Origin of the sequence: Micromonospora sp. DT201 (assembly GCF_049841575.1) — a bacterium.
Lineage (GTDB): Bacteria > Actinomycetota > Actinomycetes > Mycobacteriales > Micromonosporaceae > Micromonospora.
In genome coordinates, this window is sequence record NZ_JBNCKP010000002.1 from 475,312 (window position 1) to 498,246 (window position 22,935).

Genomic DNA, 22,935 nt, shown 5'->3' on the forward strand with positions numbered 1-22,935 from the left:
CAGGCATCCGCACTGCGACGCTCGATCGCCGTCGAGCCGCCCAGGACGCTGCCGACCCGGCCCAGGGGTGTGTGACGCTCTCCGACTCCGAAACGCTTAATCGATCAACGGGGCCAAGATCCCGGAATGGCCGCAGACGCCCTCCGGCGCGTCTGCGGCCGTTGTCCGAACCCGACCAGACGGGGAATTTATGGTCAACAAGAACCTGGTCACCAAGGCATTCCGCACGCTGCAGGTGGGCTCCCTCGCGACCGCTGTCGTCGCGTCACTGCTTGCAGCTCTCCCCGGTACGGCCTCCGCCGCTCCGGACTCCGCTGACGTCGTCGTCGGCCTGACCTCCGATCCGGGAGAGGTGGGACCGGCTGGCGGCGCGGTCCGCCTCTCCGTTTCGGTGCGCAACGTGGGGGGCGCTGCGGCCACCGACACCACTCTGAAGCTGAACCTGCCGTCCGGCGCCACCCTCGACCTCGGTGAATCCTCCGGCGGCTGGACCTGCGACGCCGTGGCCGCCAAGTGCAAGTACGGCACCCTCGCGGCCGGCACCGACGCCGCCCTCGTCGTGGGCGTCACTCTGCCGACCGGCACGGACGGCCAGAAAAAGGTCGTGACGGCGACGGCCGCCACGCGAAGCCGCGAGTCGTCCACCACGAACAACACCGCCTCGGCAACCATCGAGTACGTTGCCAAGCCAGACCTTGCCTTCTCGTTCGAGTTCGCCATCGGCGACATCTCCTACCTGGGCGGCAACGGGGCACGCGGCTCTGTGCAGGCCCGGGCAACCAACATCGGCACCGTCCCGGCCCCCGGCGCCCGCTTCACCTTCCACATGCCGCCGGACGCCTTCGCCGGCGGCTGGACGCCGGACCCGGATTGGAACTGCGACTTCTCCACCTCCACCTGGGTCTGTGGAAACGACAGGGAGATCGAGCCGGGCGGGGTGGCCTACCTGAACCTCTACCCCTACTTCCCGGCCGGGACGGTGGGCGACACCAGGACCGTGACCGCCTCCGTGTCGACCTCGGCCCCCGAGCGGTCACTGGCCAACAACAGCGGCTCCACCACGTTCACCTACGTCGTGCCGCCCCCCGGCGATCTGGAGCTGTATGGGGTCGACGTGGTCGGCCGCGAAGAGCTGCGGGCGAACGAGGAGTTCGAACTGTTCGTCGCCGTCAGCCTCCTGGGCGGCACCCCGTCGGAGAACACCGCCGTGCGGGTGCCGCTCCCGGCGACGGTCGAGCCAACCTCCCTCGACCCTGGTGACGCCAACTGGACCTGCCGACTCAACGACGCGGCCGACGACCGCTTCGTCGAGTGCACCCGCCCCTCCTGGGACATCGGCACGTCCAACGGCGAGTTGCTGCTCAAGCTGAAGGCGAACGCGGGAACCCCCGACGGCCCGCTGACCTTCACCGCTACCGCGTCCGCGTCCACACCCGAGTCGTCGCTGGAGAACAACACCGCCACCGGCAGCGTCACCTACGTCGCCGAGGGGGTCATTACCGGTCACGCCTGGATCGACACAGACCGCGACGGTCAGCGCGACGCGGGCGAACCGAACGCGTACGGGAAGATCGGCAAGATCGAGTTCGTGCTCGAGGGCACCGAGCCAGGCTGGGACGTGCCGAGGGGTTACATCAACGACCGCGACGGCACGTACCTCACCCGGCTCAAGCCCGGCCGTTACGTGGCGAACGTCTACCTGCAGGACGGGGTGCCGTACAGCTTCACCACCCCGGATGTCGGCGACGATGTCACCGATTCGGACATCGTCGGCAGCACCGGCGGCTACTACAACCGGGGCTGGAGCGCCGTGGTCGAAGTGACCGACGCCGGAGAGACCGTCGTCGACATTGGCCTCGCTCCGACCGCGTAGTCCCGACCCGTAACAGATGAACCGGCCCCGGCGACACACCGTCGCCGGGGCCGTTGGATCTGTGCCATCTGTTACCTCGGCCACTGGTCTCAGGTGTGACGAGACGACGGTAGGCGACGCTGACCCCTCTGGGCGGAGTAACTCCGCCACCTGAGGGAGGTGCTGATGCCGCAGGTGCACGCCCGGCTACGGGCCCGATGAATCGTCGGGCAGGCCGGGAGATCGCAGGTGCAGTGGACCTCTCGACCGCCGTTGCCGCAGCCCAGAACGGCGACGACGAGGCGTTCCGGACGATCTACCGAGCAGTCCAGCCGCTCCTGCTGCGTTACCTGCGTGTGTTGGTCGGTGACTCCGCCGAGGACGTGGCGTCGGAGACCTGGTTGCAAATCGTCCGCGACCTGGATTCCTTCCGTGGCGACTACGACGGGTTCCGAGGTTGGGCGGCGACGATCGCCCGGCACCGAGCGCTGGACCATGTCCGGTACGCGCGTCGCCGGCCGAGCGTGCCGGTGCCGATGGAGGAGATGGGCGAACTGGCTGACGGGGCGGACGCCGCCGACCTGACGGTCGAGGCGATGTCCACCCGGGCCGCGGTCGAGCTCATCGCGACGCTGCCGCCGGACCAAGCCGAGGCGGTGTTGCTGCGGGTGCTGCTCGGGCTGGATGTGACGACCACAGCGCAGGTGCTGGGTAAGCGGCCCGGCGCGGTGCGTACCGCCGCCTACCGTGGTTTGCGCCGGCTCGCCAAGCATGTCCAGCGGCCGGACCTGGTTGCCGCCGAGGACGGCTCAGTGACGGCGGCAGGACGGTTGACGCTGGAGGACATGAGATGAGCAGATCTCCCCGTGTGAGTTCCGACGGTGACGCAGCCGAGCGCCGGCCCGGCGGTGCCGGCGCGGACGCTCAGGATGAACTTTCCCGATTGCTCGCCGTGCTGTCCGCGCCCGCTCACCCGGACGAATTGGCCGGTGAGGAGGCGGTGATGAGCGCCTTCTTGTCGCACCACGCCAGTCAGGTTCGTCAGGGGGCGGGGCGCAGATCGGTTCCGGCGACGGTGGCGAAGTTCGTCACCGTGAAGGTCGCCCTCGCCACGGCTCTCGCGGTCGCGGCCACCGGCGGGGTGGCATTCGCTGCCACGAGCGGTGCGCTACCCGACGCGCTGGGCGGGGACAGGTGGACCCCGTCGTCACGCCAACACAGCACACCGAAGCCGTCGGTGCCCGCCGGCACCGCCCCGATCGGATCGTCTCCGAAGTCTCCGCACGACTTGTGCCGGTCCTACCGGGTCCGGACGAGCGAAGGTGCGGCCGGCACGTTGGACGATCCGCAGTTCCGAACCCTGATCGAAGCCGCCGGTGGTCGGAACGAGGTTCCCAGGTACTGCGACGGGCTCCTCGGGCCCGCGGACGACAGCCAGCAGTCCAAACCCTCTGCCGACCCGCCCGGTTCGTCCAACGGCAAGCCCGGCCACCCGACCGGCAAGCCCACCTCCGTACCGGGCGAGCCAGCGGAGCCACCCGGCCTGTCCGGTAAGCCGGACCGGCCGGGTGCTGGACCACCTTCGGCATCACCGACGCGCCAGTCGGGTCGTCCCACCGCCCAGCCCGCGCAGTTCGCCATCACCATGGAGATCTACACGGTGGTGTCCTCGGCGGCCACCCGCGACGCCCTCAAGCGGCTCGACAGCGCGCTGGATCGGTAGGACGGTACCGATTCAGTCGGGACGGCCGGCGCACCTGGGTCCAGTCCAGTCCGCTACCGGTCGACGTAGTGGTACCGGCAGGCGATGATTTCGACGTCGTCCTTGGTGATCCGATACACCAGCCGGTGTTCGCGATCGATCCGGCGGGACCAGAAGCCGGACAGCTCTCCCCGAAGGGGCTCCGGCTTTCCGATGCCCTCGTATCCGTTGCGCATCACGTCCGCGACGAGGTCGTTGATGCGCTTGACCAGCTTCCGATCCGTGTGGCTGAGGTACTGGCTCCACGCCGTCGCGGTGAAGACCAGCCTCATGCGACGTCCCGGACGGTGGCCGGGTCGATCAGGTCCCGCTCGGCCGCATCGCCCTTCTCGAGCTCCGCCATCGACCTGCGCAGCGCGGCGGCGTTGCTCGGGTTGCGGAGGAGGTACTCGGTCTCCTTCATCGACTCGTACTCCGCAAGGGGCACGATCACCACGGGCTCGTGGCCGGATCGAGTCACCACCACTTCCTCCGCGTCGTTGATGACGCTGTCGAGTTCGGCGGCCAGGTTCTGTCGTAGTTGGGTGAAGTTCACGGTCCGCATGACCACCTCCATGGCAAGTACAGAAAACTGTACCTCGGGTGGGCCTGCGACGACATGCATGTGCGTCGCCGGCTACTGCTGTACTTCGCCGCTGTACGAGTCGAGAGCACGGCGCAAGCGGCCCGCAAAGAGCCGCTGACCTGCATAAGAGGTGGGCCGCCAGGGACTCGAACCCCGAACCTGTGGATTAAAGATGGCTAGAATGGGACAAAGTGCATCAACCTTTCCGCAGACCCCGAGCGGCGTTACCTCCACCGCAGCTGCGAAACCTCGCTTGGGTGTCTATCCCCGCGCGGCGTCGGGCGGAAGAGCGAGGAACTGTTCGATGTCGGCGATGGCGTCCTTCACCGTGCCGCCGACCTCCGGGTCGCGCAGCCGGGCGCGCAGGGCGGGCAGAACTTTGTCGGTGTCGAGTTGGTGGTGGATGCGAGCAAGGTGGCCAAGGCAGATCGCTGCCGTGGCCCGGACGTCTTCCTCCGGATGATCTAGCACGCGCAGGTAGAAGTCCTGGCACCAGCGCCAGTCCGCGTCGTGCAGAGCGAGCCCGACCATCGAGTCGGTGAGGGTGTCGAGATCGCCCGCTGCGAGTGCGGCTGTGGCCGTGTAGTGGGTCGCCGGAGCTGGTTCGTAGTAGCTGCGCTGTGTGCTCATGTCTCGTCCTTCGGCGGCGCGTTCCGTGACCATTACCGGCGGAGAACACCGCGTCCGTCGGCACGTTGGACAGCATCAGATTGACCAGGCGTGGACGATGTCGTCAGGTCCCCAGATGAGATCTGCGGCCCCGTCCGGGAGGTCGGCTCCGGAGCGGCTGACGACGACCAGGCCGCTGATCCCGGGCTGAAAACCCGGGATCACCGGGGCGTTGCGCCGCAACTCGTCAAGATGGTGCCGGTCGTACGGGCCGTCCTGCCACTTGATGGAGCCGGCGAACGCGATGTGGGAGGCGATCGGGGCGCGGTCGGCTCCGACAAGATCGACCTCTGGGTTGGATTGCCGGTTCCACCAGCCGCCGACCTCCCCCGTGTCGGTCCAGGGCAAGGCTCCAGCGCCGGCGGCGATGGCGAGCGCATTGCGGATGATCGGCTCGACGGCGTTGCCCCGCCAGGTGGACCACCGACTTTCGAGGATGGCGCGGGCGGCCGCTGTCCGGTCGCGCAGAACCAGATGATGCACATCGCGCAGGATGGCCAGGTACAGGCGCAGGTTGCTGTCGGCGATCCGGTACTGGGCCAGTTTGCTGGGCTTGGTGGACAACGGCTTGTCGACAGCGAGGATCTGTTTCTCCTCGACGAGTCGGTGAAGCAGCGGGGACAGGGTGCCGGAGCTGACCGGGCCGCCGCGGTCACCGGCGGCAGCGGCGATGTTGCTGAACGTGCGACTGCCTGCCCCGCCGACCGCTTCCAGAATGCGCCGGGCAGTGTCCGGGGCGGGAAACTCCGACGCCAGGGACTGCTCGGGGACGGTGAACAACGCTGACGTTTTGTTGGAGATCTCTTGACTCAGGAAATCGGCGGGGGGAGTTCCCGGGGACCACTCCAGGGCGATGCCGGGCAACCCGCCGGTGATCACGTGCGCATCGATCGCGTCCGCGCCACTCAGCCCGGTGACGGCGGCGGTTTCGGCGAGATTGAACGGGCCGAGGACCATGTTCGTGGCCCTGCCATAGAACGGCCGGTCGTATTCGGTGAACCGTTGCATCATGTGCAGATCACTGCCGAGCAGCAGTAGTAGCACTGGTTTGCTGGAGATGAGCCGGTCCCAGGCGACCTGCAGGTGCCCGTCGAACGTCGCGTCCTGCTCGGAGATCCAAGGCAGTTCGTCGAGGACGACCACGCTCGGCGTATCGGGTAAGACACCCGCCAGGACCCGCAGCATGTCGCCCCAGCCACCGGCCGGCGGCTGGGACGGCAGAAGGTCGCGACCGCCAGAAGTGAGCAGCGACGAGTCGCGCAAGGCACCGAGAAAGTAGCTGACCGCTTCGATGCTCGACGTGCCCTTGACCGCTGTGTAGAAGCAGTACGGCAGATCGACGCGGTCGCACAGCTCCTGCACCAGCCGCGACTTTCCTACCTGCCGCCGTCCTCGGATAGCGACAGCGCGCCCCTCGCCGGTGCGCGTCACATGATCAAGCTGTTTGGTGAGCAGGTCGAGTTCCGCGCGCCGACCGATGAACATCGACTCTCCGAAGCTAGATCGAATCTTACTTCGGACCAGTCTACCTAAGTTCAGGCATGGCCTTACGCAGGGCAGTGACAGCGTCACTCTCGTTGGTATCTTCGGCGGCATGAGTGGGGGCCGGAGGTCAGGCAGCCGCAACCGGCGACGACAGGTCAGCGAGGATGAACGCGCTGCGGCGGTGGAGGCTTACCGCGAGTCGGTGTCCCGCTTGCAGCACACCGCCTACCGGAACATGCGGCAGGCCGTCGCCTACGCCACGATCTTCGTCGCGGTCACGGCCACCTGGATGATCTTCATAGACCAGCCCACGCCGACGACCTTCCCGTGGTACGCAGTCTCGATCCTCAGTGGCGCGTTCGGCCTGTCAACCTACTTCGTACGAGAGCCGCGTCCAAGGCTCTACGTTCTCGCCGCCGCCGTTGTGTTGGCCGTCGTGGGCGTGGCCGGCATCTTCATCACAAACTAGGCGGCACAAATGACGCTGTCCGTCGAGCCGCAAGCTCTGGTCGGCTTCGCCCGCCAGGTCGATCGCGCCGCCGTCGACGTGTGGGAAATCCGCAGCTACCTCAACCGCCACGCCAATGTCACGAAGAGCTGGCACACGAAGCCTGGCTCGTCGGAGCCGCCGCATGAGCAGAGACCTCATTCGTCGCTGGTACTCGCCCGCTGAGGTCGCCGTCCTGCTCGGCTTCGGCCTGCCCATGATCAAGATGAAGTTCGCCACCGGCGAGCTGAGGCGCTGGACCGGTGGAGGCGGCTACTGTCGTACTTCGCTGCTGTACGAGCCGAGAGCGCAGCTCAAGCAGCCCTGCAAGAGGCCGCTGACCTGCGTAAGAGTGGGCCGCCAGGGACTCGAACCCTGAACCTATGGATTAAAAGTCCACAGCTCTGCCATTGAGCTAGCGGCCCGCGCGCTCAGGTTACCCGACGGTGAGCGGCGACGACTCGCGGCTTCCGGTCGGTCGTCAATGCCTGCGACTGGCGGCCCTCAGTGCACCTGATCATCACCATATCGGCGAGCTGGCGGTGTCCGGAGCGCTGGATAGCCCCATGTCGGCGATATGGAGTGGATCAAGCCGGGAGGGCCGCGTCGCTGCGGGGCCCGTCGCCCGAGGGCCGCGCGCCGTGGGGGTCACGGGTGCGGCGCGGGTCGGGGTGGGTGGTTGAGGTGCTGCTGGGCGGGTACGGGGTCGAGCATGCGGATCGTGGTGGTGGGGGCGAGCGGCAATGTCGGTACGGCGGTGCTGCGGCGGCTGCGCCGGGAGCGGGGCGTTGAGTTGGCCGGGGTGGTTCGGCGGTTGCCCGGCCCGGATGCCGGTGAGCCGTACGACCAGGTGGAGTGGCACTCCTGCGACATTGGCGCGCCGGGCGCGGCGGGGCAGCTCGTCGAAATGTTCGCGGGTGCGGACGCGGTGGTGCACCTAGCCTGGCAGATCCAGCCCAGCCACGATCAGCGGGTGTTGCGTCGGACCAACGTCGAGGGCAGTCGGGCGGTGTTCGACGCGGTGATCCGGGCCGGTGTGCCGGCGCTGGTGTACGCCTCGTCGGTCGGCACCTACGCTCCCGGCCCGAAGGACCATCCGGTCAGTGAGCGGTGGCCGGCGACCGGTGTGTCCGGTTCGTCGTACAGCGAGCACAAGGCGGAGGTGGAGGCGCTGCTGGACGAGGTCGAGCGCGATCACCCGACGCTGCGGGTGGTGCGGATGCGACCCGGGTTGATTTTTCAGCGGGCTGCCGGTGTGGAGATCACCCGCTACTTCCTCGGCCCGCTGGCACCGGTGCGGCTGCTCCGCTTCGGCCGGATTCCGCTGGTGCCCACGAACCGCCGATTGCGGATGCAGGCGGTGCACGCCGACGACGTGGCCGATGCGTACGCCCGGGCGGTGTTGAGTGATGTGCGCGGTGCCTTCAACGTCGCTGCGGACCCGGTGCTCACCCCGGAGCTGGTGGCTCGGCACTTCCACGGTTGGACGGTGCCGGTCGCCGCGCCGGTGCTGCGGGTGGCGGCGGCACTGACCTGGCGGGCGCGGCTGCAGCCGGTCGACGCGGGCTGGGTGGAGTTGGGTCTGAACGCCCCGCTGATGTCCAGCGAGCGTGCGGAGACCGAGCTGGGTTGGCAGCCCAAGATCACCGCGCTCACCGCGCTCAAGGAGCTCTTCGTCGGAATGGCCGGCGGCGACCACGCGGCAAGCCCGCCGCTGTCCGGCGCACGCGACCGACCAGGCCGCCCAGCGGCCCTCCTGCAGGCCCGCCCACCAGGCCAAGGAAACCCCTACTGAGGTACGCCCGGCTCGGTGATCAAGAGGTTTCGGTCAGGAAACGCCGCTCCGGTGACTCAAACCTCTTGATCACCGGGGCGCAGCACGGGGGTGCAGCACGGGGGTGCAGCACGGGGGTGCAGCACGGGGGTGCAGCACCGGGGTGCAGTGCCGGGGTGCAGCGCCGGGGCGGGCAGTGCCGTCAGCTCAGCTTGGAATTGGTGACTGTGGGGTTGCGGGCACCCAGGAAGAAGATGCCGGGGAAGCCGCCGGTCTCGAATTTGCCGCTGGGGTTGCGGCGCAGAGTCGAGTTTTCGATCTTCATCGTGCCGGTGCGGTTGTTGCTCACGAAGAAGACCGCTCCGCCGCCCTCGTTGGCCTTGTTGTTCTCGATGATCGTGCCGGCGAGCCGTACGGTGAACTCGTTGCCGTCGCAGTAGATCGCACCGCCGCTGCCGCCGCCGGGCGTGCCGGACTTGGCCGGGTTGGCGCCGTTGCCGATCGCCTCGTTGTGGCTGAGCACGCTGTTCAGCACCACCCAGGAGACGCCGATGCTGCTCAGTGCGCCCCCGTTGGAGCAGGAGCCGCCCTGGCCGGACGCGCCGCCGAAGGTGCTGCCCACCACGTACACCGGCTTGTTGTCGTGCTGGCTCAGCACCCGGATGGCCGCGCCGCCCAGGTCGGGGCCGGTGCGGTCGCAGCGGTTGCGGACGAAGCGCGAGTTGACCACCTTGAACCGGCCGCCGCGGACGAAGATCGCCCCACCGCCGCCGCCCTCGGCCTCGTCGCCTGTGGAGTTGCCGTCGGCGAAGGTCAGGTTCTGCACGGTGAGCTGCGGATGGTCCTGGTTCTGGCAGTGCGAGGTGGTCCAGCCCTGGGCCTCGTCGCAGGTGTTCATGTAGAGGATGCGGCGCTGCCCCTGGCCGCTCAGCGTGACCTTGCCGCCGCCGTCCAGCACGACCTTCGGCCCGTTGGCGTTGCGGACCTTCGCGGTGGCGGTCATCTTGATCGTCACCGGGGCCGGTCCACAGTTGAACGTGATGACACCGCCGGCCGCGACGGCCTTCACGACCGCTGCGGAGGTGCAGCTCGCCGGGGTGCCGGTGCCGATGGTCCGGGTCGGCTTCGAGGTGTCCACCGCCCGTGCCTCGGCCGGCACGGCGGCCTTGCCGTTCGGGTTGCCGGCCGCGAGCACCTTGTCGGCGGGCTTCGGGCTCTTGCTGACCCCCGGGCCACCGAGACCGTCGCGGCTCGTCGGCGCTGCGCCCTGGTTGCTCGTCGGCAGGGCCTCCGGCGTGGCGGACGAGCCGGGTTGGAAGGCGGGAGCCGGATCGTTGGGCGCGCAGGCGGGCAGGGCCGCCGTGGCGACACCGAGGACGAGCAGAGCGGCAAGCGACGTCATGCGCACCCCGTGATGCTAGGAGCCCTGACGGCGTCACGACGAATCCGCCGTGCGGGCTTAATCCATGGTTAAGGCTGGGCGGGTCTCAGGCGTGGGACAGGGCGAAGGCGGTCAGGAAGCCGGCGACCGTGATGAGACCGACCAGCAGGTGCGCGTTCTCGAACGCCTCGGGAACCATGGTGTCGGTGATCATCGCGAGGATCGCGCCAGCGGCCAGCGCCGTGATTCCGGCCAGCACCTCCGGCGGGGCACCGCCCAGCAACGAGTTGCCGAGCAGCGCCGCCGCCCCGCTGATCAGCGCGATCCCGATCCAGAGCAGGAAGACGAACCGCCGGGACCGACCGGCCTGGCGCATACCGGCCGCGCTGGACAGGCCCTCCGGAACGTTGCTGAGGAAGACCGCCGCCACCGTGACCAGGCTGACCGCGCCGCCGCCGAGCAGGCTCGCGCCGATCACCACCGATTCCGGTACGCCGTCCAGGAGCGCGCCGACCGCGATCGCCGACCCGGAGCCGGGTTGCTCACCCTCGGAGGGTTGGGCGCCCGAACGTTTCCGGTTCCGCGCGCCGTGCCGGGCGAGTGCCAGGTTGGCCAGGGTGTAGACGACCGCGCCGCCGCCCGCGCCGAGCACGGTGGGCACCATGCCGCCCTGGGCGTGCGCCTCGGCGATCATCTCGAACGACACGGCGGAGAGCAGCACCCCAGCCCCGAAAGCCATGATCGACGCGATGACGCGCTGCGGCACCCGGGCGAACCAACCGACTGCCGCCCCGACCAGCAGAGCCGACCCGGCCAGCAGCCCCCACCCACCCGCCTGCAACCACTCCGGCATTCGCGGGACGGTACCCACGGTCGCCGGGCCGGCAAACCTGGCCCTGAGGAAGGCTCAGAAGTCGGCGAAGAGGTACGGCACCCGCCGGGGGAAGATGCTGCGCAGCTCGGCGGCGGCGTCCGGCGGCACCTCGCCCAGCCCACGCAACGGCAGCTCGGCCGGGTCCAGCACCCCGTACGCCAGGGCGGAAAGCCCAGCGGCCGTGAGCGTGGCGGTCGGCGCGCGCCCGACGGTGTCGTCGACCATCTCCAGCGCGCCGGTCGTGCCGTCCAGCAGGTGGGTGCCGGCCAGCCACCGGTCCCCGGTCAGCTCGATTCGGACCCGGCCGGGGCCAGCGGGTAGCCCGCTCAAGGCGTCCAGCGACAACAGCCGGGCCATCGGGGCAGACGAGCCCGGCACCGCCGTCCGCGCCTCGACGTGCACGTCCAGGTCGGTCAACCACAGCTCCGGCAACTCGTCGGGTGGGACCTGGAGGGTGATCCGCGATATCTGGTCGACGTGCCGAGCGAAGAACTGCAACAGCAGCGCCCGCGCAAGCGGGTCGGTGACCAGCAGTTCGTTGCCGTGCAGCGTGCCGCCGTGCTCGTCGATCCGGTAGGTCACCGCGCCGGTGACCTCGCCGTCGACGCGGGCGGTGAGCAGCCAATGCTCGTCGCGGTCACGCATCCCGACCGCCCGGTAATCCGGGAAAAGGGAGAAGCCGTGCCGCTCCTGAAGGTTCTGCTCGGTGAACGCGCGCCACACCGGATAGCCGGCGGCGATGCGTTCCCAGCCCACCTCGCCGGGCAGGTCCGCGCGCAGCAGCGACCCCAGGTTGCCCGGGGCGAAGGTGACCTTGCGCGGCTTGGGCAGCCCGACGTAGCCGAACCGGGCGTAGAAGCTCGGCCGGAACGGGTAGAGCGCGCTGAGCGCATGCCCCTCGTCGCGCATCTCGTCGAGGAGCTGGTGCAGCAGCGTCCGGACGTGCCCCTGCCGACGGGCCAGCGGATGGGTCGCCACCCCGGCGACCCCGGCCATCGGCAGCACCACCCCGCGCAGATTCTGCCGCATCGGAATGGCCGAGACAGCGGCCAGCGTGGTGCCGGCCTCCTCGACGACCAGCGTCCGGTTGCCCTGGTTGTAGGGCAGGTAGTCGCGGAACTCCTCGGTCCGGGCGGCACCGAGCGGCGACGACTCGAAGGCGTACGCGGCCAGCGGGAAACTGGTGGTGAGACGGTCGTCGGCGGTCACCCGGCGGATGGTCATCCGCCCATCTCAACCTGCCGTACGGATCGCAGCAACCGGATTCGCGGTATCCGTGGCGCCGGCGCCAGCCAGTGCACTGGTCAGCGGGTGACGACGTCGGAGACCACGACTGTCACGTTGTCCGGTGCACCGGCGTGGTGGGCGAGCTTCACCAACTGCTCCCCACACTGCTGGCGGTCGGCGTACATGCCCAGCGCCGCCGCGATGGCGTCGTCCTCGACGTAGTCGGAGAGCCCGTCGCTGCACAGCAGCAGTCGGTCGCCGGGGACCACAGTGAGCACACCGATCGCCGGTGGGGTGTCGGCCCCCTGTACGGCCCTGGTCACGAGGGACCGCTGCGGGTGGTGGCGGGCCTGCTCGGGGGAGAGGGTGCCCTGGTCGACAAGTGCCTGAACGAAGGTGTCGTCCCGGGTGAGCTGGGTCAGCTCCCCGTCGCGCAGCAGATAGCAGCGGGAGTCGCCGACCTGGGCCAGCACCAGCGTCTCCCCGGCCAGTAGCGCCGCGGTGAGCGTGGTGCCCATCCCGTCGCGGCTCGGGTCGACGGTGATGGCGGCGTGGATCCGTTGGTTGGCGGCGCTGACTACGGCACGCAGGGCGTCGGCGGCACCATCGGGCTCGGTGGGCGGAGCCAGCTCGTCCAGAATCCGGATCACGATCTCGCTCGCCACCTCGCCCGCGGGCAGTCCGCCCATGCCGTCGGCGACGGCGATCAGGCGGTCACCGGCGAGGGCGGAGTCCTCGTTGTTGGTGCGGACCAAGCCGATGTCGTTGAGGATGACCGAGCGGAGGATCAGCGTCATGGGGTCAAGCTTGCCAAGAACAACCCGCATTCGTCTCTACGCCTACTGCGTAGGGTCGAGAAATGATTGCGATCTTCGTCGTCGCAGCTGGCGAACCAGGGCCGATCGGCCGGTTTTTCAGCGGCGTGGATAGCGCAGTAGCAAGCTGGCGGTGACTTCCTCGTCACCCACCGCCACGTACGTGTGCGGCACGTCGGAGACCCAGCGGAGGTGACCGCCGGCCGGTGCGGTCAGTGGTGCGTCGGCCGGGCCGGCGCGCAGCACCCCGGCGAAGACGGTGACGTGCTCGGTGACTCCTGGCTGGTGGGCGGGGGAGAGCTGACCTGGGCCGGGCGTGACCTGCATCCGATACAACTCGTAGGTCGCGTCGGTGTCGGTGAACACCTCCAGCAGGGTGGCGGTGACCGCGGTGCCGTGCGCGGTGGGCCCGGCGGTCGGCTCCGCCAGCAGAGCGGTGAACGGTACGCCGAGCTGTGCGGTGACCGCCCAGAGCGTCTCCAGGGTCGGGTTGCGGGTGCCGTGCTCCAGGCCGGAGAGGGTGGCCTTCCCCACACCGGCGAGCCGGGCCAGTGTGGACAGCGAGATCCCCCGCTCCTCGCGCAGGGCACGGACCCGGCGGCCGACGACGGCGGGATCCACGTCGAGGGCCGGACGGCGGGCTGGTGGTGGGTGCGGCACCCGGCTATCGTGCTACACACTGTCGTTCCGTAAACGGAACACTCGGGAGGGTGGGGTGGCCGGACGCGTCCAACCGGTGCTGGCCGGCGCGGTGACCGCCCTGGTCGGCTTCGCCAGCTCGTTCACTGTCGTGCTGGCCGGGCTCCGGGCGGCCGGCGCATCGGACGCGCAAGCCGCCTCCGGCCTGCTCGCTCTTTGCGTGGCGTGCGGGCTCACCGCCGCCTGGTTGGGCTGGCGGCACCGGATACCGATGAGCGTGGCCTGGTCGACGCCGGGTGCGGCGCTGCTGGTGGCGACCGGGCCACCGCCGGGCGGGTGGCCCGTGGCGGTGGGTGCCTTCCTCGTCTCCGGTGTGCTGATCGTGGCGGCCGGGCTGTTCCCGCCACTCGGTCGTGCGGTGGCCGCCATCCCCAAACCGGTGGCCGGCGCGATGCTCGCCGGGGTGCTGCTGCCGCTGTGCACCGCCCCGGTCCGCGCGCTTGTCGAGTTGCCTGCGGTGGCTGCCCCGGTGGTGGTCGGCTGGCTGCTGCTGCACCGGTTCGCCCGCCGCTGGGCGGTGCCCGGCGCGTTGCTGGTAGCGGTGGTCGCGATCGCGCTGACCGCGCCGCCGGCCGGCCTGACCGGTGCCGTGTTGGCCCCGTCGGTCACCCTGACCGCGCCGGCCTGGAATGCGTCGGCGCTGATCGGGCTCGCCCTGCCGCTGTTCCTGGTCACCATGGCCGCGCAGAACGTACCCGGTATGGCGGTGCTGGTCGGCTACGGCTACCGGCCACCGTTCGGTGCCGCGCTTCGGGCCACCGGCCTGGCGAGCCTGCTCGCAGCCCCGGCCGGAGGGCACGCGGTGAACCTCGCGGCGATCACCGCAGCGCTGGCCGCCGGCCCCGACGCGCACCCGGACCCGGAGCGCCGATGGGTCGCCTCGGTCACCGCCGGCGTCGGGCTGGCCCTGCTCGGTCTGGGCGCCGGCGTGGCCACCGCGCTGGTCGCGGTCGCCCCGCCGATCCTCATCGAGGCGGTCGCCGGGCTGGCCCTATTGGGCGCCCTCGCCACCGCGCTCGCCTCGGCGGTGACCGACCCGGCGACCCGCGAGGCCGCCGTGGTCACCTTCGTGGTGACCGCCTCCGGGGTAACGCTGATCGGGGTGGGCGGTGCGTTCTGGGGTCTGGTCGCCGGCTGCCTGATGCTGCTGCTCTTCCAGCGCCGCCCGGGGATGCCGCCACGTCGCCGATATGGAGTCGATCACTCCTCCGGCGGTAGGTCGGCCACGTCCACGGCGAGGAGGACCCGGCCGTCGGCGACCGAGCCGATCCGGTCGGCCGATACGTAGACCGCCCCGGTGCGGGTCAGATCCGTCGAGACCTTCAGGTAGCCGCTGTGCAGCAACCGCGCCGCCAGATCGGCCGGAACATCCGGCTCCTCGACCGCTGTGGCCTCGATCAACTCGTTCAGGCTGCTGCCGGGGTCGGCGGTCGGTGCCTGGACGGTGACCGCGTTCGGGTCGGCCCGCTGGACGAGGTCCACCGTGCCGACCTCGGTGCCGGCTGAGTCGATCACCGGCATTCCGGTGGTGATCCGCGAGATGGTCGCCTGCTGCTCGTCCTGCTGGTCCATCCCATTGCGGTTCCCGGGGCGGTACGCCGCTAAACGCCACCGCCGACCCGCCCAACGCTCCGCCCGGAGGCCGGCCCGCCGGCCCGCCGGCAGGCCGCTGACCCGGCAGCCCGGCGGAGGCAGGGCTCGGCGGGGCGGCAGGGCTCGGATGCGATGGGCTCGGATGCGATGGGCCCGGAGAGCGTTATGACTCTGCGGCATATTTATGCCACTGAGTCATAACCGACGAGAGCACTACCGCCTCCAAGTCCGGAATGGCGGTGGGCGACGGCGATCGCTTAGCTGTTCGGAAGGGTCCAGCTGCCCGGCGGGCGGGGGGACAACTCACGCCAGGTGTCCGGGCCGTCGAGCAGCGCCCGGACCGTGTCCTCGGCCTCGTCCGCACTGCCGTACTCGTAGAACCGGGAGATGCCCTCGGCGCCGCCGGCCCGCTGCTCGACGTGCCACCGGTCGGCGTCCACCCGCAGGAAGACGTCCCGCCGGGCGAGTCGCCCCCATTTCCCGTTCCACCAGTGCTTGCGCTGCTCCATGGCGGGACTCTATCGAACACACGTACGAGAAGGTGCGGCCCCTGCGGGAATCCCGCAGGGGCCGATGTGTATCCGCTCGGGTCAGCGCTGCGTCGGCGGCTCGGTGCGACGCGCCAGCACGTCGTCCAGCGCCCCACGCTGCTGGCCCGGGGTGGTGTGGCCGGCGGAGACCAGCGCGTCCCGGATCTCGGTGAGCAGCTTGACCTCCTCGCTCGGCGCAGCCGGCGGCGGCTCCTCGCCCCGCTTGCGCCGCTCGGCCAGCTTGTTCATGGGGTAGACGACCAGGAAGTAGAGCGCCAGCGCGGTCAGCAGGAAGGTGATCACCGCGTTGACGAAGGCGATCCAGTCGAATGCGATGCCGCGGAACTCGGGCGCCGTGCCGGCGAGGCCCTTGTCGCTGCCCGTGATGAGCAACACGAAGACCCGAATCAGCGGATCCAGGAACGACTTGGTGAGTTGGGTGACCACGCCCGTGAACGCGGCGCCGATGACGACACCGACCGCCAGGTCGACGACGTTGCCGCGCATGATGAAGTCTTTGAAGCCCTTGAGCATCCGTACTCCCGAGGTGTCCGCTTTTCTGTCCGGGACAACCTATGCCCCGGGAGCGGGCTCCAGGAAAGCGCCAGCTTCGATCGCCGCCCGGCCTGGATCACGGGCCCGGATCGCTTCGACCAGCCGCGTGTGGTCGACGTAGCGCTCAGGTGTGAGCGCTTCCCCCATCGCCTGGGCGACCGTGCTGCGCAGGGCGGCGCCGAACGAGGCGTACAGCTCGGCGAGCATGGCGTTGTGCGCGGCGGCGACCACCGCGGTGTGCAGTGCCGCGTCGGCCTCGACGAACGCGTCGACCCGGCCGCCGTGCCAGGCGGCCTCGCGCGCGGCGAGCGCGCCGTCGAGCGCCGCGAGGTCCTCCGGTGTACGCCGCAGCGCGGCGAGCCGGGCGGCCTCCACCTCGAAGGCGCGACGCACCTCGACGACCTCGGTCATCCGGTCGTCGCCGAGCCGGCGGGCGACCACCGGGGCCAGTTCGTCGGTGGACACCACGTACGTGCCGGAGCCCTGCCGGCACTCCAGCACCCCGGCGTGCACCAGGGCGCGGACTGCCTCGCGGACCGTGTTGCGGCCCACGCCCAGCGCGGCGACCAGTTGCGGCTCGGTGGGGATGCGCCCGCCGACCGGCCATTCGCCGGCGAGGATCCGGGCGCGGAGCTGCTCGATGGTCTGCCGGACCCGGTGGCCCCGGGGCGGCACTGCTGGCTGGCCGCTGGGCGGCACCGGCGGCGCGGAGGGGAAATCGACCGACGGTGGCACTGGTTACATCACCGGGCTCAAATTCATCCCATGATTGTAGGTTGGATGCCATGACCCCGCCACCTATCGCCGCTCCGGCGCCGCCTGCTCCCGTCGCCGTCGACCCGCGCTCAACGCGCGACCCCGGTACGGGCCGACGGACGCACCCGGCGACCGGTGGCGCGCTCGTGCTGGTCGGGATGCTGCTGGTCGCGCTCAACCTGCGCGCCGTGGTGACGAGCCTCGGCGCACTGCTCGACGAGGTCCGCGACGGGCTCGGCCTCTCCGGCACCACCGCTGGCCTGGTCACCACCCTGCCGACCATCGCGTTCGCCGGCCTCGGCGCGCTCACCCCGTGGCTGGTCCGCCGGGTGGCGCCGGCCCGGGTGCTGGTGGTCGCCATGTTCGCCCTCGCCGTCGGCCAGGTGCTTCGGGCCACCACCGACTCGGCCTTGATCTTCGTGCTCACCAGCGCGCTGGCGTTGTCCGGCATCGCGGTCGCCAACATCCTGCTACCGATGCTGGTCAAGCAGCACTTCCCGCAGCGCACCGGCCTGGTCACCGGGGCGTACACGATGGCGTTGACCCTGGGCACGACGGTGGCCGCAGCCTCCGCGGTGCCGATCGCGCACGCCTTCGGGTCGTGGCGGGCCGGCCTCGGCATCTGGGCTGCGATGGCCGCGGTGGCCGTACTCCCGTGGGTGCCGCTGGCAATGCGGACCCGCGCCGCCGCACGGCGCGCGACCTCGACGGCGGCCAGTGCCGCGCCGCTTCGGGTCCGGCCGGCGCGGACCCGGCTCGGCTGGGCGATGGCCGTCTACTTCGGGGCACAGTCGCTCAGCGGGTACGCGATCATGGGTTGGCTGGCCCAACTGTTCCGCGATGCCGGCTACCAGCCGGAGTCGGCCGGGCTGCTGCTCGCCGGGGTGACCGCGCTCGGCGTGCCGATCGCGCTGCTGATGCCCACCGTGGCCGGCCGGATGGCCAGCCTGCGCCCGCTGGTGCTCGGGATGACCGCCGCGTCGACACTGGCCTACCTGGGGCTGGCGCTCGCCCCGCACGGCGCCGCGCTGCTCTGGGTGATCCTGCTGGCGATCGGCCAGGGCGCGTTCCCGATGATCCTGACCGCCATCGGCCTGCGCGCCCGCACGGCCGAGGGCACCGTCGCGCTCTCCGCGTTCACGCAGAGCACCGGGTACGTGATCGCAGCCCTCGGCCCGCTGATGGTCGGCATCCTCTACGAGGTCACCGGCGGCTGGACCGCGCCGATCGGGTTCCTGCTGGGTGCACTCGCCGTGCAGACGGCGGCGGGCATGGCGATCGCCCGTCCCCGCTACGTCGAGGACGAGTGAGCAACGGCAACGGTCAGGAGGAGGCCGGCGTCGGTTTGCCGGCGACTGCCTCATCCACCGTCGGGTAGGTGTGCAGCACCTCGACCAGCCCGCTCACCTCAAGGATGCGCAGCACACCCCGCTGCGGGGCGGCCAGCCGGACCACGCCGCCGGCCTCGTCGCAGCTGTTCTTGGCGCGGACGAAGACCGACAGGCCGGTCGAGTCGCAGAACGAGACGTCCGCCAGGTCGAACACCAGCCGGTTGCGACCCTTGTCGAGCAGGTCGGTGATCTGGTCCTGCAACTGCGGTGCGGTGGCCATGTCCAACTCGCCCGCGACCGACACGACGACCACGTCGCCGCGCTGTTCCGTATGCACCGTCAACGACATCCGCCAGACCTCCTGTTATCGGGGGAACGGTATCCCACGACCGGGGTCGTACGCAGAACGGGAGGCGTGATCCGGTGGCCATCATCATTTTGTTGCTACGGGGCAAGTAGTTGGTGAGCCTCCGGTGATACAGTCCGCCCGGTCCAGGTCAAGGGGGTTCCAAATGGCGTTGAGCACCGAAGAAAGTGGTCGACTCGCCGCACTGCTCAGCGGGCAGGCCGAGCGGGTCACGTCTCGGTGGACCGAGATCGTCACCAGTTCGTTGCGGGGCCGGCTGAGCCAGGCCGAGCTGCGCCGGCAGGTTCAGGACCTGCACAGCGCCATCGTCACCACCGGCGAGCAGGGCGACATCGACCTGTCCGCCGACCACGCCGCCGAGTTGCGCGCGGCGCTCGCCGACCTGTCCCGTGGCCGGGCCCGGCAGGGCTTCTCCGCCACCGAGACCACGGTCAGCATCTTCGCGCTCAAGGACGTGCTGGCCGAGCTGGTCCAGGAGGCCGGTGGCACCAATGCGCTGCCCGACTACGTCGCCTTCTCCAAGCTGGTCGACGAGATGGGCCTGTTCACCTTCGAAAGCTTCGTACGCACCCGGGAGAGCCTGATCGCCGACCAGGCCGAGCAGCTGCTCGAGCTCTCCACGCCGGTGGTCAAGCTCTGGGAGGGCGTGGTCGCCGTCCCGCTGGTCGGCACCCTGGACTCGGCCCGGGCGCAGGTCGTGATGGAGCGGCTGCTGCAGACCCTGGTCGATACCGGCTCCCCGTACGCGATCATCGACATCACCGGCGTCCCCGCGGTGGACACCCAGGTCGCCCAGCACATCCTGAAGACCGTGGTGGCCGCCCGACTGATGGGTGCCGACTGCATCATCTCCGGCATCCGCCCGCAGATCGCGCAGACCATCGTCGCGCTCGGCATCGAGTTCGGCGACATCGCCACCAAGGCGAGCCTCGCCGACGCGCTGCGCCACGTGCTGCGGCTCAGCGGGGTGGAGACCGCCCGCCGCCAACCGCGCCGGGGCTTCTGATGGAACGCGTGCCGATCCTCAAGATCGGCGACATCCTGCTCGTCTCCATCCAACTGGACATGTCCGACCAGACCGCGGTCCAGCTCCAGGAAGACCTCGCCGAGCGGATCGTGGACACCGGCTGCCACGGCGTCATCATCGACATCACCGCGCTGGACATCGTCGACTCCTTCGTCGGGCGGATGCTCTCCACCATCGCGTCGATCTCCAAGGTGCTCGACGCGGAGACGGTCGTGGTCGGGATGCGCCCCGCAGTCGCCATCACCCTTGTCGAACTGGGGCTGTCGCTGAACGGCATCCGTACCGCGCTGAACGTCGAGCGCGGCATGGAGCTGATCGCGGCGGCCCACGCCGACGAGCTCGATTACCAGCTCGACGACGATCCGGACGCCGAGACGGCCACGCCGTGACCGCGGGCATCGACCTGGGCCACCCACAGGCGCAGTCGGTCCGCAGCGACGAGGACGTGGTGCGCGTCCGGCAGTTGGTCCGCGCCGTGGCCGTGGCCGTCAAGCTCTCCCTCGTCGACCAGACAAAGGTGGTCACCGCGGCGAGCGAGTTGGCCCGCAACACCCTGGTGTACGGGGGCGGCGGCTCGGTCGAGGTGACAACCGTGGACAACGGCCGACGTAAGGGCGTCCGGATCGTCTTCGCCGACTCCGGGCCGGGCATCGCCGACCTCGATCTGGCCTTGACCGACGGCTACACCACAGGCGGCGGCCTCGGCCTCGGCCTCAGCGGGTCCCGCCGACTCGTCGACGAATTCGAGATCGAGACTTCTCCGGAGACCGGCACGCGCATTACGGTCACCAAGTGGTCCCGGTGAACGCCGACGCGGTTACTGACAGTGGCATCTGGTTTCGGGTGGAGGCCAGTAGCGCGGCGAGCACCGTCCGGCGCGCCGCCGAACGCCTCGGTGCTCAGGTGGAGATGGGTGCGGCACGAATCGCCGACCTGGCCATCGTCGCAGCCGAGCTGACCAGCAACCTGGTCAAGCACGCCGACGAGGGCGTCCTGCTGCTCCGGCCGGTGCGCCGCGCCGGGGAGGCCGGCGTGGAGCTGGTGGCCACCGACTCCGGGCCCGGCATGGCCGACCTGACCGTCTCGTCGCAGGACGGGCACTCCACCGCCGGCACGCTCGGCATCGGTCTGGGTGCCATCGTCCGGCAGGCCAGCTGGTTCGACGGATACTCCCTGCCCGGCCGGGGCACCGTCCTCGCCGTGCAGGTCTGGCCGGCGGAGCCGGCCCGGCCGTCCTGGGCCGGCGCCCTCACCCGGCCGCTCACCGGCGAAACGGTCAGCGGTGACGGGTACGCCGTCCGGGTCGCCGACGGCCGGCACCAGGTGCTGGTCAGCGACGGGTTGGGGCACGGCCCACTGGCCGGTGCCGCCACCGACGCGGCACTCGCTGCCTTCCGCAACGCCCCGGCCGGCCCACCGGCTGCGGTGGTCGGTCACCTGCACCGGAGCATGTCGCACACCCGTGGTGCCGCGCTCGCCGTCGCCGAGCTGCGGCCGGAGGCCGGTGTGCTGCACTACGCCGGCCTGGGCAACATCTCCGGCGTGGTCGTCGAGGGCGACGGACAACGCCGAGGGCTGGTGTCGCTGCCCGGCATCTCCGGGCACCAGCGGCCGACAATCCGGGAGTACGACTACCCGTTCGGTCCGGGTGCCCGACTGGTCATGCACAGCGACGGAGTTGTCGACCGCTGGCGGTTGACCGACTACCCGGGCCTCGCGGAGCGGTCCCCGCTGGTGATGGCGGCGACACTGCTACGCGACGCCGGTGTGCGACGCGACGACGCCTGCGTACTGGTCGCGAGGTCCTGGGCATGACCGGCGAACCGGCCGCGCTGCCGCTGCTGCAGATGGCGCTGCGGGTTGAGCAGGACATCTTCGTGATCCGCCAGCGCGGCCGCGAGGTGGCCGCCGTGGTCGGTCTCGAACACCAGGACCAGGTCCGCATCGCCACCGCGCTCAGCGAGGTCGCCCGGGACCTGCTGCGAACGACAGGCGGTGCGGACGTCTCCTTCCACATCGACGCGGGTGTCGACGGCCGCTTCCACCTGCGCGCAGACCTGGCCCCGGTGGCCCCGCTGCCCGGCGGCCGCTACGAGCCGCAGTCCGGCGCGGTGTCCCGACTGGTCGACACACTGAGCGTGTCGACCGTCGAGGGGGTTACGGTCGTGAGGATGTCCCGACGAGTCCCGGCCAACGCGCCCATGCCGACCCCGGCGCGGCTCGCCGAGTTCCGTACCGAACTCGGCCGTACCGCGCCGTCCAGTGCGCTGGACGAGCTGACCGTGCAGAACGGGCAGCTCATCGCCGCACTCGACGAGGTGCGCAGTCAGCGCGACGAACTGGCCGTACTGAACGAGGAACTAGCCGAAACCAACCGCGGTGTGCTGGCGCTCTACAACCAGCTCACCGAAGAGTTGGAGGAAACCAACCGGGGCGTCGTCGCCCTCTACGCCGAACTGGACGAGAAATCGGCGCAACTGCGTGCCGCGAGCGAGTCGAAGAGCCGTTTCCTGGCAAACGTCAGCCATGAGCTGCGCGCCCCGGTCACCGCGATCATCGGGCTGGGGCGGCTGCTCACCGACTCCGCCTCCGACCCGCTCACCGCCGAGCAGGCCCGCCAGGTCGACCTGATCCGCTCCTCCGCAGCGGACCTGCTCGGGCTGGTCAACGAACTCCTCGATCTGGCCAAGGCGGAGTCCGGCCGGATCGAACCGGACCTGGCGGACGTCGACCTGCGCCCGGTCTTCGGTCAACTGCGCGGCACCCTGCGCGCGCTGGCCACCCGCCCAGAGGTGGAGCTGGTGGTGGAGGAGCCGGCTGCGCCGGCCGTGCTCCGCACCGACGAGGTGCTGCTCGGCCAGGTGCTGCGCAACCTGCTGCACAACGGGTTGAAGTTCACCGAGCGCGGCGAGGTGCGACTGCGGGCCCGCCAACACGGCGCCCGGTGGAACTTCGAGGTCAGTGACACCGGGGCGGGCATCGCGCCCGAGCTGCACGACCGGATATTCGAGGAGTTCTACCAGGTGCCGGGTGCCACCCGGGTCGGCGGCACCGGCCTCGGCCTGCCGTACGCCCGGCGGTTGGTGACGCTGCTCGGCGGGACACTGGAGCTGACCAGCGCACCCGGCCAGGGCAGCACGTTCACCGTCTCCCTGCCCGCCGGCGGGATGTGACGGCGTGGACGGC

General features: G+C 70.3%; 28 protein-coding genes and 1 tRNA gene. 14 read left to right on the forward strand and 15 right to left on the reverse strand.

All coding sequences use genetic code 11. The features are described from left to right. The first annotated feature begins 190 nt into the window (after positions 1 to 190). The 3 genes from ACLQ28_RS06035 to ACLQ28_RS06045 all read left to right on the forward strand — a co-directional run bounded on the left by ACLQ28_RS06035 (position 191) and on the right by ACLQ28_RS06045 (position 3,575). A complete protein-coding gene (locus ACLQ28_RS06035; protein ID WP_425685180.1) occupies positions 191 to 1,873 on the forward strand; it encodes a hypothetical protein in 1,683 nt (560 codons plus the stop codon). 233 nt (positions 1,874 to 2,106) lie between these two features. Next, entirely contained in the window at positions 2,107 to 2,706 is a 600-nt protein-coding gene (locus ACLQ28_RS06040; RefSeq protein ID WP_425685181.1) for an RNA polymerase sigma factor, read from the forward strand. After that, positions 2,703 to 3,575, forward strand: coding sequence for a hypothetical protein (locus tag ACLQ28_RS06045; protein ID WP_425685182.1), 873 nt, complete (start codon positions 2,703 to 2,705; stop codon positions 3,573 to 3,575). Before ACLQ28_RS06040 ends, ACLQ28_RS06045 begins: the two co-directional genes overlap by 4 nt. A 53-nt stretch (positions 3,576 to 3,628) precedes the next feature. Here ACLQ28_RS06045 and ACLQ28_RS06050 read toward each other — a convergent pair whose 3' ends face one another. From ACLQ28_RS06050 to ACLQ28_RS06065, 4 genes are all read right to left on the reverse strand, one after another. Beyond that, on the reverse strand, positions 3,629 to 3,886 hold the full coding sequence (locus ACLQ28_RS06050; RefSeq protein ID WP_425685183.1) for a Txe/YoeB family addiction module toxin: 258 nt from the start codon (positions 3,884 to 3,886) through the stop codon (positions 3,629 to 3,631). Continuing rightward, positions 3,883 to 4,158 carry a type II toxin-antitoxin system Phd/YefM family antitoxin gene (locus ACLQ28_RS06055; protein WP_285792619.1) on the reverse strand — a complete coding sequence of 92 codons (276 nt, stop codon included), beginning with the start codon at positions 4,156 to 4,158 and terminating at the stop codon, positions 3,883 to 3,885. The genes ACLQ28_RS06050 and ACLQ28_RS06055 overlap by 4 nt, the downstream gene beginning before the upstream one ends. Before the next feature lie 282 nt (positions 4,159 to 4,440). Continuing rightward, the gene (locus tag ACLQ28_RS06060; RefSeq protein ID WP_425685184.1) at positions 4,441 to 4,809 is read right to left on the reverse strand and encodes a hypothetical protein; all 369 of its coding nucleotides are present in this window, start codon (positions 4,807 to 4,809) and stop codon (positions 4,441 to 4,443) included. A 75-nt stretch (positions 4,810 to 4,884) separates the two neighbouring features. Then, complete coding sequence (locus tag ACLQ28_RS06065) at positions 4,885 to 6,420, reverse strand: AAA family ATPase (protein ID WP_425685185.1); 1,536 nt, start codon at positions 6,418 to 6,420, stop codon at positions 4,885 to 4,887. 22 nt (positions 6,421 to 6,442) lie between these two features. On the opposite strand from ACLQ28_RS06065, the gene ACLQ28_RS06070 reads away from it, so the two are divergent. The 3 genes from ACLQ28_RS06070 to ACLQ28_RS06080 are packed head-to-tail and all read left to right on the forward strand — an operon-like array spanning position 6,443 to position 7,199. Next, entirely contained in the window at positions 6,443 to 6,802 is a 360-nt protein-coding gene (locus tag ACLQ28_RS06070; protein WP_425685186.1) for a hypothetical protein, read from the forward strand. A gap of 9 nt (positions 6,803 to 6,811) precedes the next feature. Continuing rightward, entirely contained in the window at positions 6,812 to 7,006 is a 195-nt protein-coding gene (locus tag ACLQ28_RS06075; protein ID WP_425685187.1) for a hypothetical protein, read from the forward strand. Next, on the forward strand, positions 6,966 to 7,199 hold the full coding sequence (locus ACLQ28_RS06080) for a hypothetical protein (protein WP_425685188.1): 234 nt from the start codon (positions 6,966 to 6,968) through the stop codon (positions 7,197 to 7,199). Before ACLQ28_RS06075 ends, ACLQ28_RS06080 begins: the two co-directional genes overlap by 41 nt. Here the strand turns inward: ACLQ28_RS06080 and ACLQ28_RS06085 are convergent. Next, a tRNA-Lys gene (locus ACLQ28_RS06085) sits at positions 7,174 to 7,245 on the reverse strand. The two genes, ACLQ28_RS06080 and ACLQ28_RS06085, sit on opposite strands and share 26 nt — an antisense overlap. 287 nt (positions 7,246 to 7,532) lie before the next feature. Between ACLQ28_RS06085 and ACLQ28_RS06090 the strand changes: the two genes are divergently transcribed. Further along, positions 7,533 to 8,615, forward strand: coding sequence for an NAD-dependent epimerase/dehydratase family protein (locus tag ACLQ28_RS06090; RefSeq protein ID WP_425685189.1), 1,083 nt, complete (start codon positions 7,533 to 7,535; stop codon positions 8,613 to 8,615). A gap of 181 nt (positions 8,616 to 8,796) precedes the next feature. On the opposite strand, the gene ACLQ28_RS06095 is transcribed toward ACLQ28_RS06090, so the two are convergent. The 5 genes from ACLQ28_RS06095 to ACLQ28_RS06115 form a co-directional block, all read right to left on the reverse strand. Next, positions 8,797 to 9,996 (reverse strand): hypothetical protein, encoded by a 1,200-nt coding sequence (locus tag ACLQ28_RS06095; protein WP_425685350.1) that lies wholly within the window; start codon positions 9,994 to 9,996, stop codon positions 8,797 to 8,799. Between the two features lie 85 nt (positions 9,997 to 10,081). Beyond that, on the reverse strand, positions 10,082 to 10,828 hold the full coding sequence (locus ACLQ28_RS06100; RefSeq protein WP_425685190.1) for a ZIP family metal transporter: 747 nt from the start codon (positions 10,826 to 10,828) through the stop codon (positions 10,082 to 10,084). A gap of 54 nt (positions 10,829 to 10,882) precedes the next feature. Then, on the reverse strand, positions 10,883 to 12,073 hold the full coding sequence (locus tag ACLQ28_RS06105) for a GNAT family N-acetyltransferase (RefSeq protein ID WP_425685191.1): 1,191 nt from the start codon (positions 12,071 to 12,073) through the stop codon (positions 10,883 to 10,885). 80 nt (positions 12,074 to 12,153) lie between these two features. Beyond that, entirely contained in the window at positions 12,154 to 12,873 is a 720-nt protein-coding gene (locus ACLQ28_RS06110) for a PP2C family protein-serine/threonine phosphatase (RefSeq protein WP_425685192.1), read from the reverse strand. Positions 12,874 to 12,990: 117 nt separating this feature from the next. Continuing rightward, positions 12,991 to 13,551, reverse strand: coding sequence for a helix-turn-helix domain-containing protein (locus ACLQ28_RS06115; RefSeq protein WP_425685193.1), 561 nt, complete (start codon positions 13,549 to 13,551; stop codon positions 12,991 to 12,993). Between the two features lie 55 nt (positions 13,552 to 13,606). Here ACLQ28_RS06115 and ACLQ28_RS06120 point away from each other — a divergent pair, with 55 nt between their 5' ends. Further along, positions 13,607 to 14,878: a benzoate/H(+) symporter BenE family transporter gene (locus ACLQ28_RS06120; protein WP_425685194.1), complete on the forward strand. Its 1,272-nt coding sequence runs from the start codon at positions 13,607 to 13,609 to the stop codon at positions 14,876 to 14,878. Here ACLQ28_RS06120 and ACLQ28_RS06125 read toward each other — a convergent pair. The 4 genes from ACLQ28_RS06125 to ACLQ28_RS06140 all read right to left on the reverse strand — a co-directional run bounded on the left by ACLQ28_RS06125 (position 14,791) and on the right by ACLQ28_RS06140 (position 17,003). After that, positions 14,791 to 15,162 carry a hypothetical protein gene (locus tag ACLQ28_RS06125; protein ID WP_425685195.1) on the reverse strand — a complete coding sequence of 124 codons (372 nt, stop codon included), beginning with the start codon at positions 15,160 to 15,162 and terminating at the stop codon, positions 14,791 to 14,793. The two genes, ACLQ28_RS06120 and ACLQ28_RS06125, sit on opposite strands and share 88 nt — an antisense overlap. Before the next feature lie 278 nt (positions 15,163 to 15,440). Further along, positions 15,441 to 15,692: a hypothetical protein gene (locus tag ACLQ28_RS06130; RefSeq protein ID WP_088951051.1), complete on the reverse strand. Its 252-nt coding sequence runs from the start codon at positions 15,690 to 15,692 to the stop codon at positions 15,441 to 15,443. 81 nt (positions 15,693 to 15,773) lie between these two features. Beyond that, on the reverse strand, positions 15,774 to 16,247 hold the full coding sequence (mscL, locus tag ACLQ28_RS06135) for a large conductance mechanosensitive channel protein MscL (RefSeq protein ID WP_425685196.1): 474 nt from the start codon (positions 16,245 to 16,247) through the stop codon (positions 15,774 to 15,776). A gap of 39 nt (positions 16,248 to 16,286) precedes the next feature. Continuing rightward, positions 16,287 to 17,003, reverse strand: a complete 717-nt coding sequence (locus tag ACLQ28_RS06140; RefSeq protein WP_425685197.1) for a FadR/GntR family transcriptional regulator — start codon at positions 17,001 to 17,003, stop codon at positions 16,287 to 16,289. 50 nt (positions 17,004 to 17,053) lie between these two features. Here ACLQ28_RS06140 and ACLQ28_RS06145 point away from each other — a divergent pair, with 50 nt between their 5' ends. After that, positions 17,054 to 18,334: an MFS transporter gene (locus tag ACLQ28_RS06145; RefSeq protein WP_425685198.1), complete on the forward strand. Its 1,281-nt coding sequence runs from the start codon at positions 17,054 to 17,056 to the stop codon at positions 18,332 to 18,334. A gap of 13 nt (positions 18,335 to 18,347) precedes the next feature. Here ACLQ28_RS06145 and ACLQ28_RS06150 read toward each other — a convergent pair whose 3' ends face one another. Continuing rightward, positions 18,348 to 18,704, reverse strand: coding sequence for an STAS domain-containing protein (locus ACLQ28_RS06150; protein WP_425685199.1), 357 nt, complete (start codon positions 18,702 to 18,704; stop codon positions 18,348 to 18,350). A gap of 163 nt (positions 18,705 to 18,867) precedes the next feature. On the opposite strand from ACLQ28_RS06150, the gene ACLQ28_RS06155 reads away from it, so the two are divergent. Genes ACLQ28_RS06155 through ACLQ28_RS06175 form a run of 5 tightly spaced genes read left to right on the forward strand, consistent with a single transcriptional unit; the run spans position 18,868 to position 22,922 of the window. Then, positions 18,868 to 19,728 carry an STAS domain-containing protein gene (locus ACLQ28_RS06155; protein WP_425685200.1) on the forward strand — a complete coding sequence of 287 codons (861 nt, stop codon included), beginning with the start codon at positions 18,868 to 18,870 and terminating at the stop codon, positions 19,726 to 19,728. Continuing rightward, entirely contained in the window at positions 19,728 to 20,138 is a 411-nt protein-coding gene (locus ACLQ28_RS06160; RefSeq protein ID WP_355029225.1) for an STAS domain-containing protein, read from the forward strand. The genes ACLQ28_RS06155 and ACLQ28_RS06160 overlap by 1 nt, the downstream gene beginning before the upstream one ends. Next, positions 20,135 to 20,554, forward strand: a complete 420-nt coding sequence (locus ACLQ28_RS06165) for an anti-sigma regulatory factor (RefSeq protein WP_425685201.1) — start codon at positions 20,135 to 20,137, stop codon at positions 20,552 to 20,554. The genes ACLQ28_RS06160 and ACLQ28_RS06165 overlap by 4 nt, the downstream gene beginning before the upstream one ends. Next, positions 20,551 to 21,564 (forward strand): SpoIIE family protein phosphatase, encoded by a 1,014-nt coding sequence (locus ACLQ28_RS06170; RefSeq protein ID WP_425685351.1) that lies wholly within the window; start codon positions 20,551 to 20,553, stop codon positions 21,562 to 21,564. Before ACLQ28_RS06165 ends, ACLQ28_RS06170 begins: the two co-directional genes overlap by 4 nt. Next, positions 21,561 to 22,922, forward strand: coding sequence for a sensor histidine kinase (locus ACLQ28_RS06175; RefSeq protein ID WP_425685202.1), 1,362 nt, complete (start codon positions 21,561 to 21,563; stop codon positions 22,920 to 22,922). The genes ACLQ28_RS06170 and ACLQ28_RS06175 overlap by 4 nt, the downstream gene beginning before the upstream one ends. Positions 22,923 to 22,935 lie beyond the last annotated feature (13 nt).

Bases quoted from the DNA above. Each gene is read 5' to 3' on its own strand.
- ACLQ28_RS06125 (WP_425685195.1), bottom strand. From the start codon at position 15,162: ATGGACCAGCAGGACGAGCAGCAGGCGACCATCTCGCGGATCACCACC.
- ACLQ28_RS06150 (WP_425685199.1), bottom strand. From the start codon at position 18,704: ATGTCGTTGACGGTGCATACGGAACAGCGCGGCGACGTGGTCGTCGTG.
- ACLQ28_RS06055 (WP_285792619.1), bottom strand. From the start codon at position 4,158: ATGCGGACCGTGAACTTCACCCAACTACGACAGAACCTGGCCGCCGAA.
- ACLQ28_RS06100 (WP_425685190.1), bottom strand. From the start codon at position 10,828: ATGCCGGAGTGGTTGCAGGCGGGTGGGTGGGGGCTGCTGGCCGGGTCG.
- ACLQ28_RS06105 (WP_425685191.1), bottom strand. From the start codon at position 12,073: ATGACCATCCGCCGGGTGACCGCCGACGACCGTCTCACCACCAGTTTC.
- ACLQ28_RS06155 (WP_425685200.1), top strand. From the start codon at position 18,868: ATGGCGTTGAGCACCGAAGAAAGTGGTCGACTCGCCGCACTGCTCAGC.
- ACLQ28_RS06145 (WP_425685198.1), top strand. From the start codon at position 17,054: ATGACCCCGCCACCTATCGCCGCTCCGGCGCCGCCTGCTCCCGTCGCC.
- ACLQ28_RS06075 (WP_425685187.1), top strand. From the start codon at position 6,812: ATGACGCTGTCCGTCGAGCCGCAAGCTCTGGTCGGCTTCGCCCGCCAG.
- ACLQ28_RS06070 (WP_425685186.1), top strand. From the start codon at position 6,443: ATGAGTGGGGGCCGGAGGTCAGGCAGCCGCAACCGGCGACGACAGGTC.
- ACLQ28_RS06045 (WP_425685182.1), top strand. From the start codon at position 2,703: ATGAGCAGATCTCCCCGTGTGAGTTCCGACGGTGACGCAGCCGAGCGC.
- ACLQ28_RS06090 (WP_425685189.1), top strand. From the start codon at position 7,533: ATGCGGATCGTGGTGGTGGGGGCGAGCGGCAATGTCGGTACGGCGGTG.
- ACLQ28_RS06050 (WP_425685183.1), bottom strand. From the start codon at position 3,886: ATGAGGCTGGTCTTCACCGCGACGGCGTGGAGCCAGTACCTCAGCCAC.
- mscL (WP_425685196.1), bottom strand. From the start codon at position 16,247: ATGCTCAAGGGCTTCAAAGACTTCATCATGCGCGGCAACGTCGTCGAC.
- ACLQ28_RS06060 (WP_425685184.1), bottom strand. From the start codon at position 4,809: ATGAGCACACAGCGCAGCTACTACGAACCAGCTCCGGCGACCCACTAC.
- ACLQ28_RS06095 (WP_425685350.1), bottom strand. From the start codon at position 9,996: ATGACGTCGCTTGCCGCTCTGCTCGTCCTCGGTGTCGCCACGGCGGCC.
- ACLQ28_RS06130 (WP_088951051.1), bottom strand. From the start codon at position 15,692: ATGGAGCAGCGCAAGCACTGGTGGAACGGGAAATGGGGGCGACTCGCC.
- ACLQ28_RS06175 (WP_425685202.1), top strand. From the start codon at position 21,561: ATGACCGGCGAACCGGCCGCGCTGCCGCTGCTGCAGATGGCGCTGCGG.
- ACLQ28_RS06080 (WP_425685188.1), top strand. From the start codon at position 6,966: ATGAGCAGAGACCTCATTCGTCGCTGGTACTCGCCCGCTGAGGTCGCC.
- ACLQ28_RS06160 (WP_355029225.1), top strand. From the start codon at position 19,728: ATGGAACGCGTGCCGATCCTCAAGATCGGCGACATCCTGCTCGTCTCC.
- ACLQ28_RS06035 (WP_425685180.1), top strand. From the start codon at position 191: ATGGTCAACAAGAACCTGGTCACCAAGGCATTCCGCACGCTGCAGGTG.
- ACLQ28_RS06110 (WP_425685192.1), bottom strand. From the start codon at position 12,873: ATGACGCTGATCCTCCGCTCGGTCATCCTCAACGACATCGGCTTGGTC.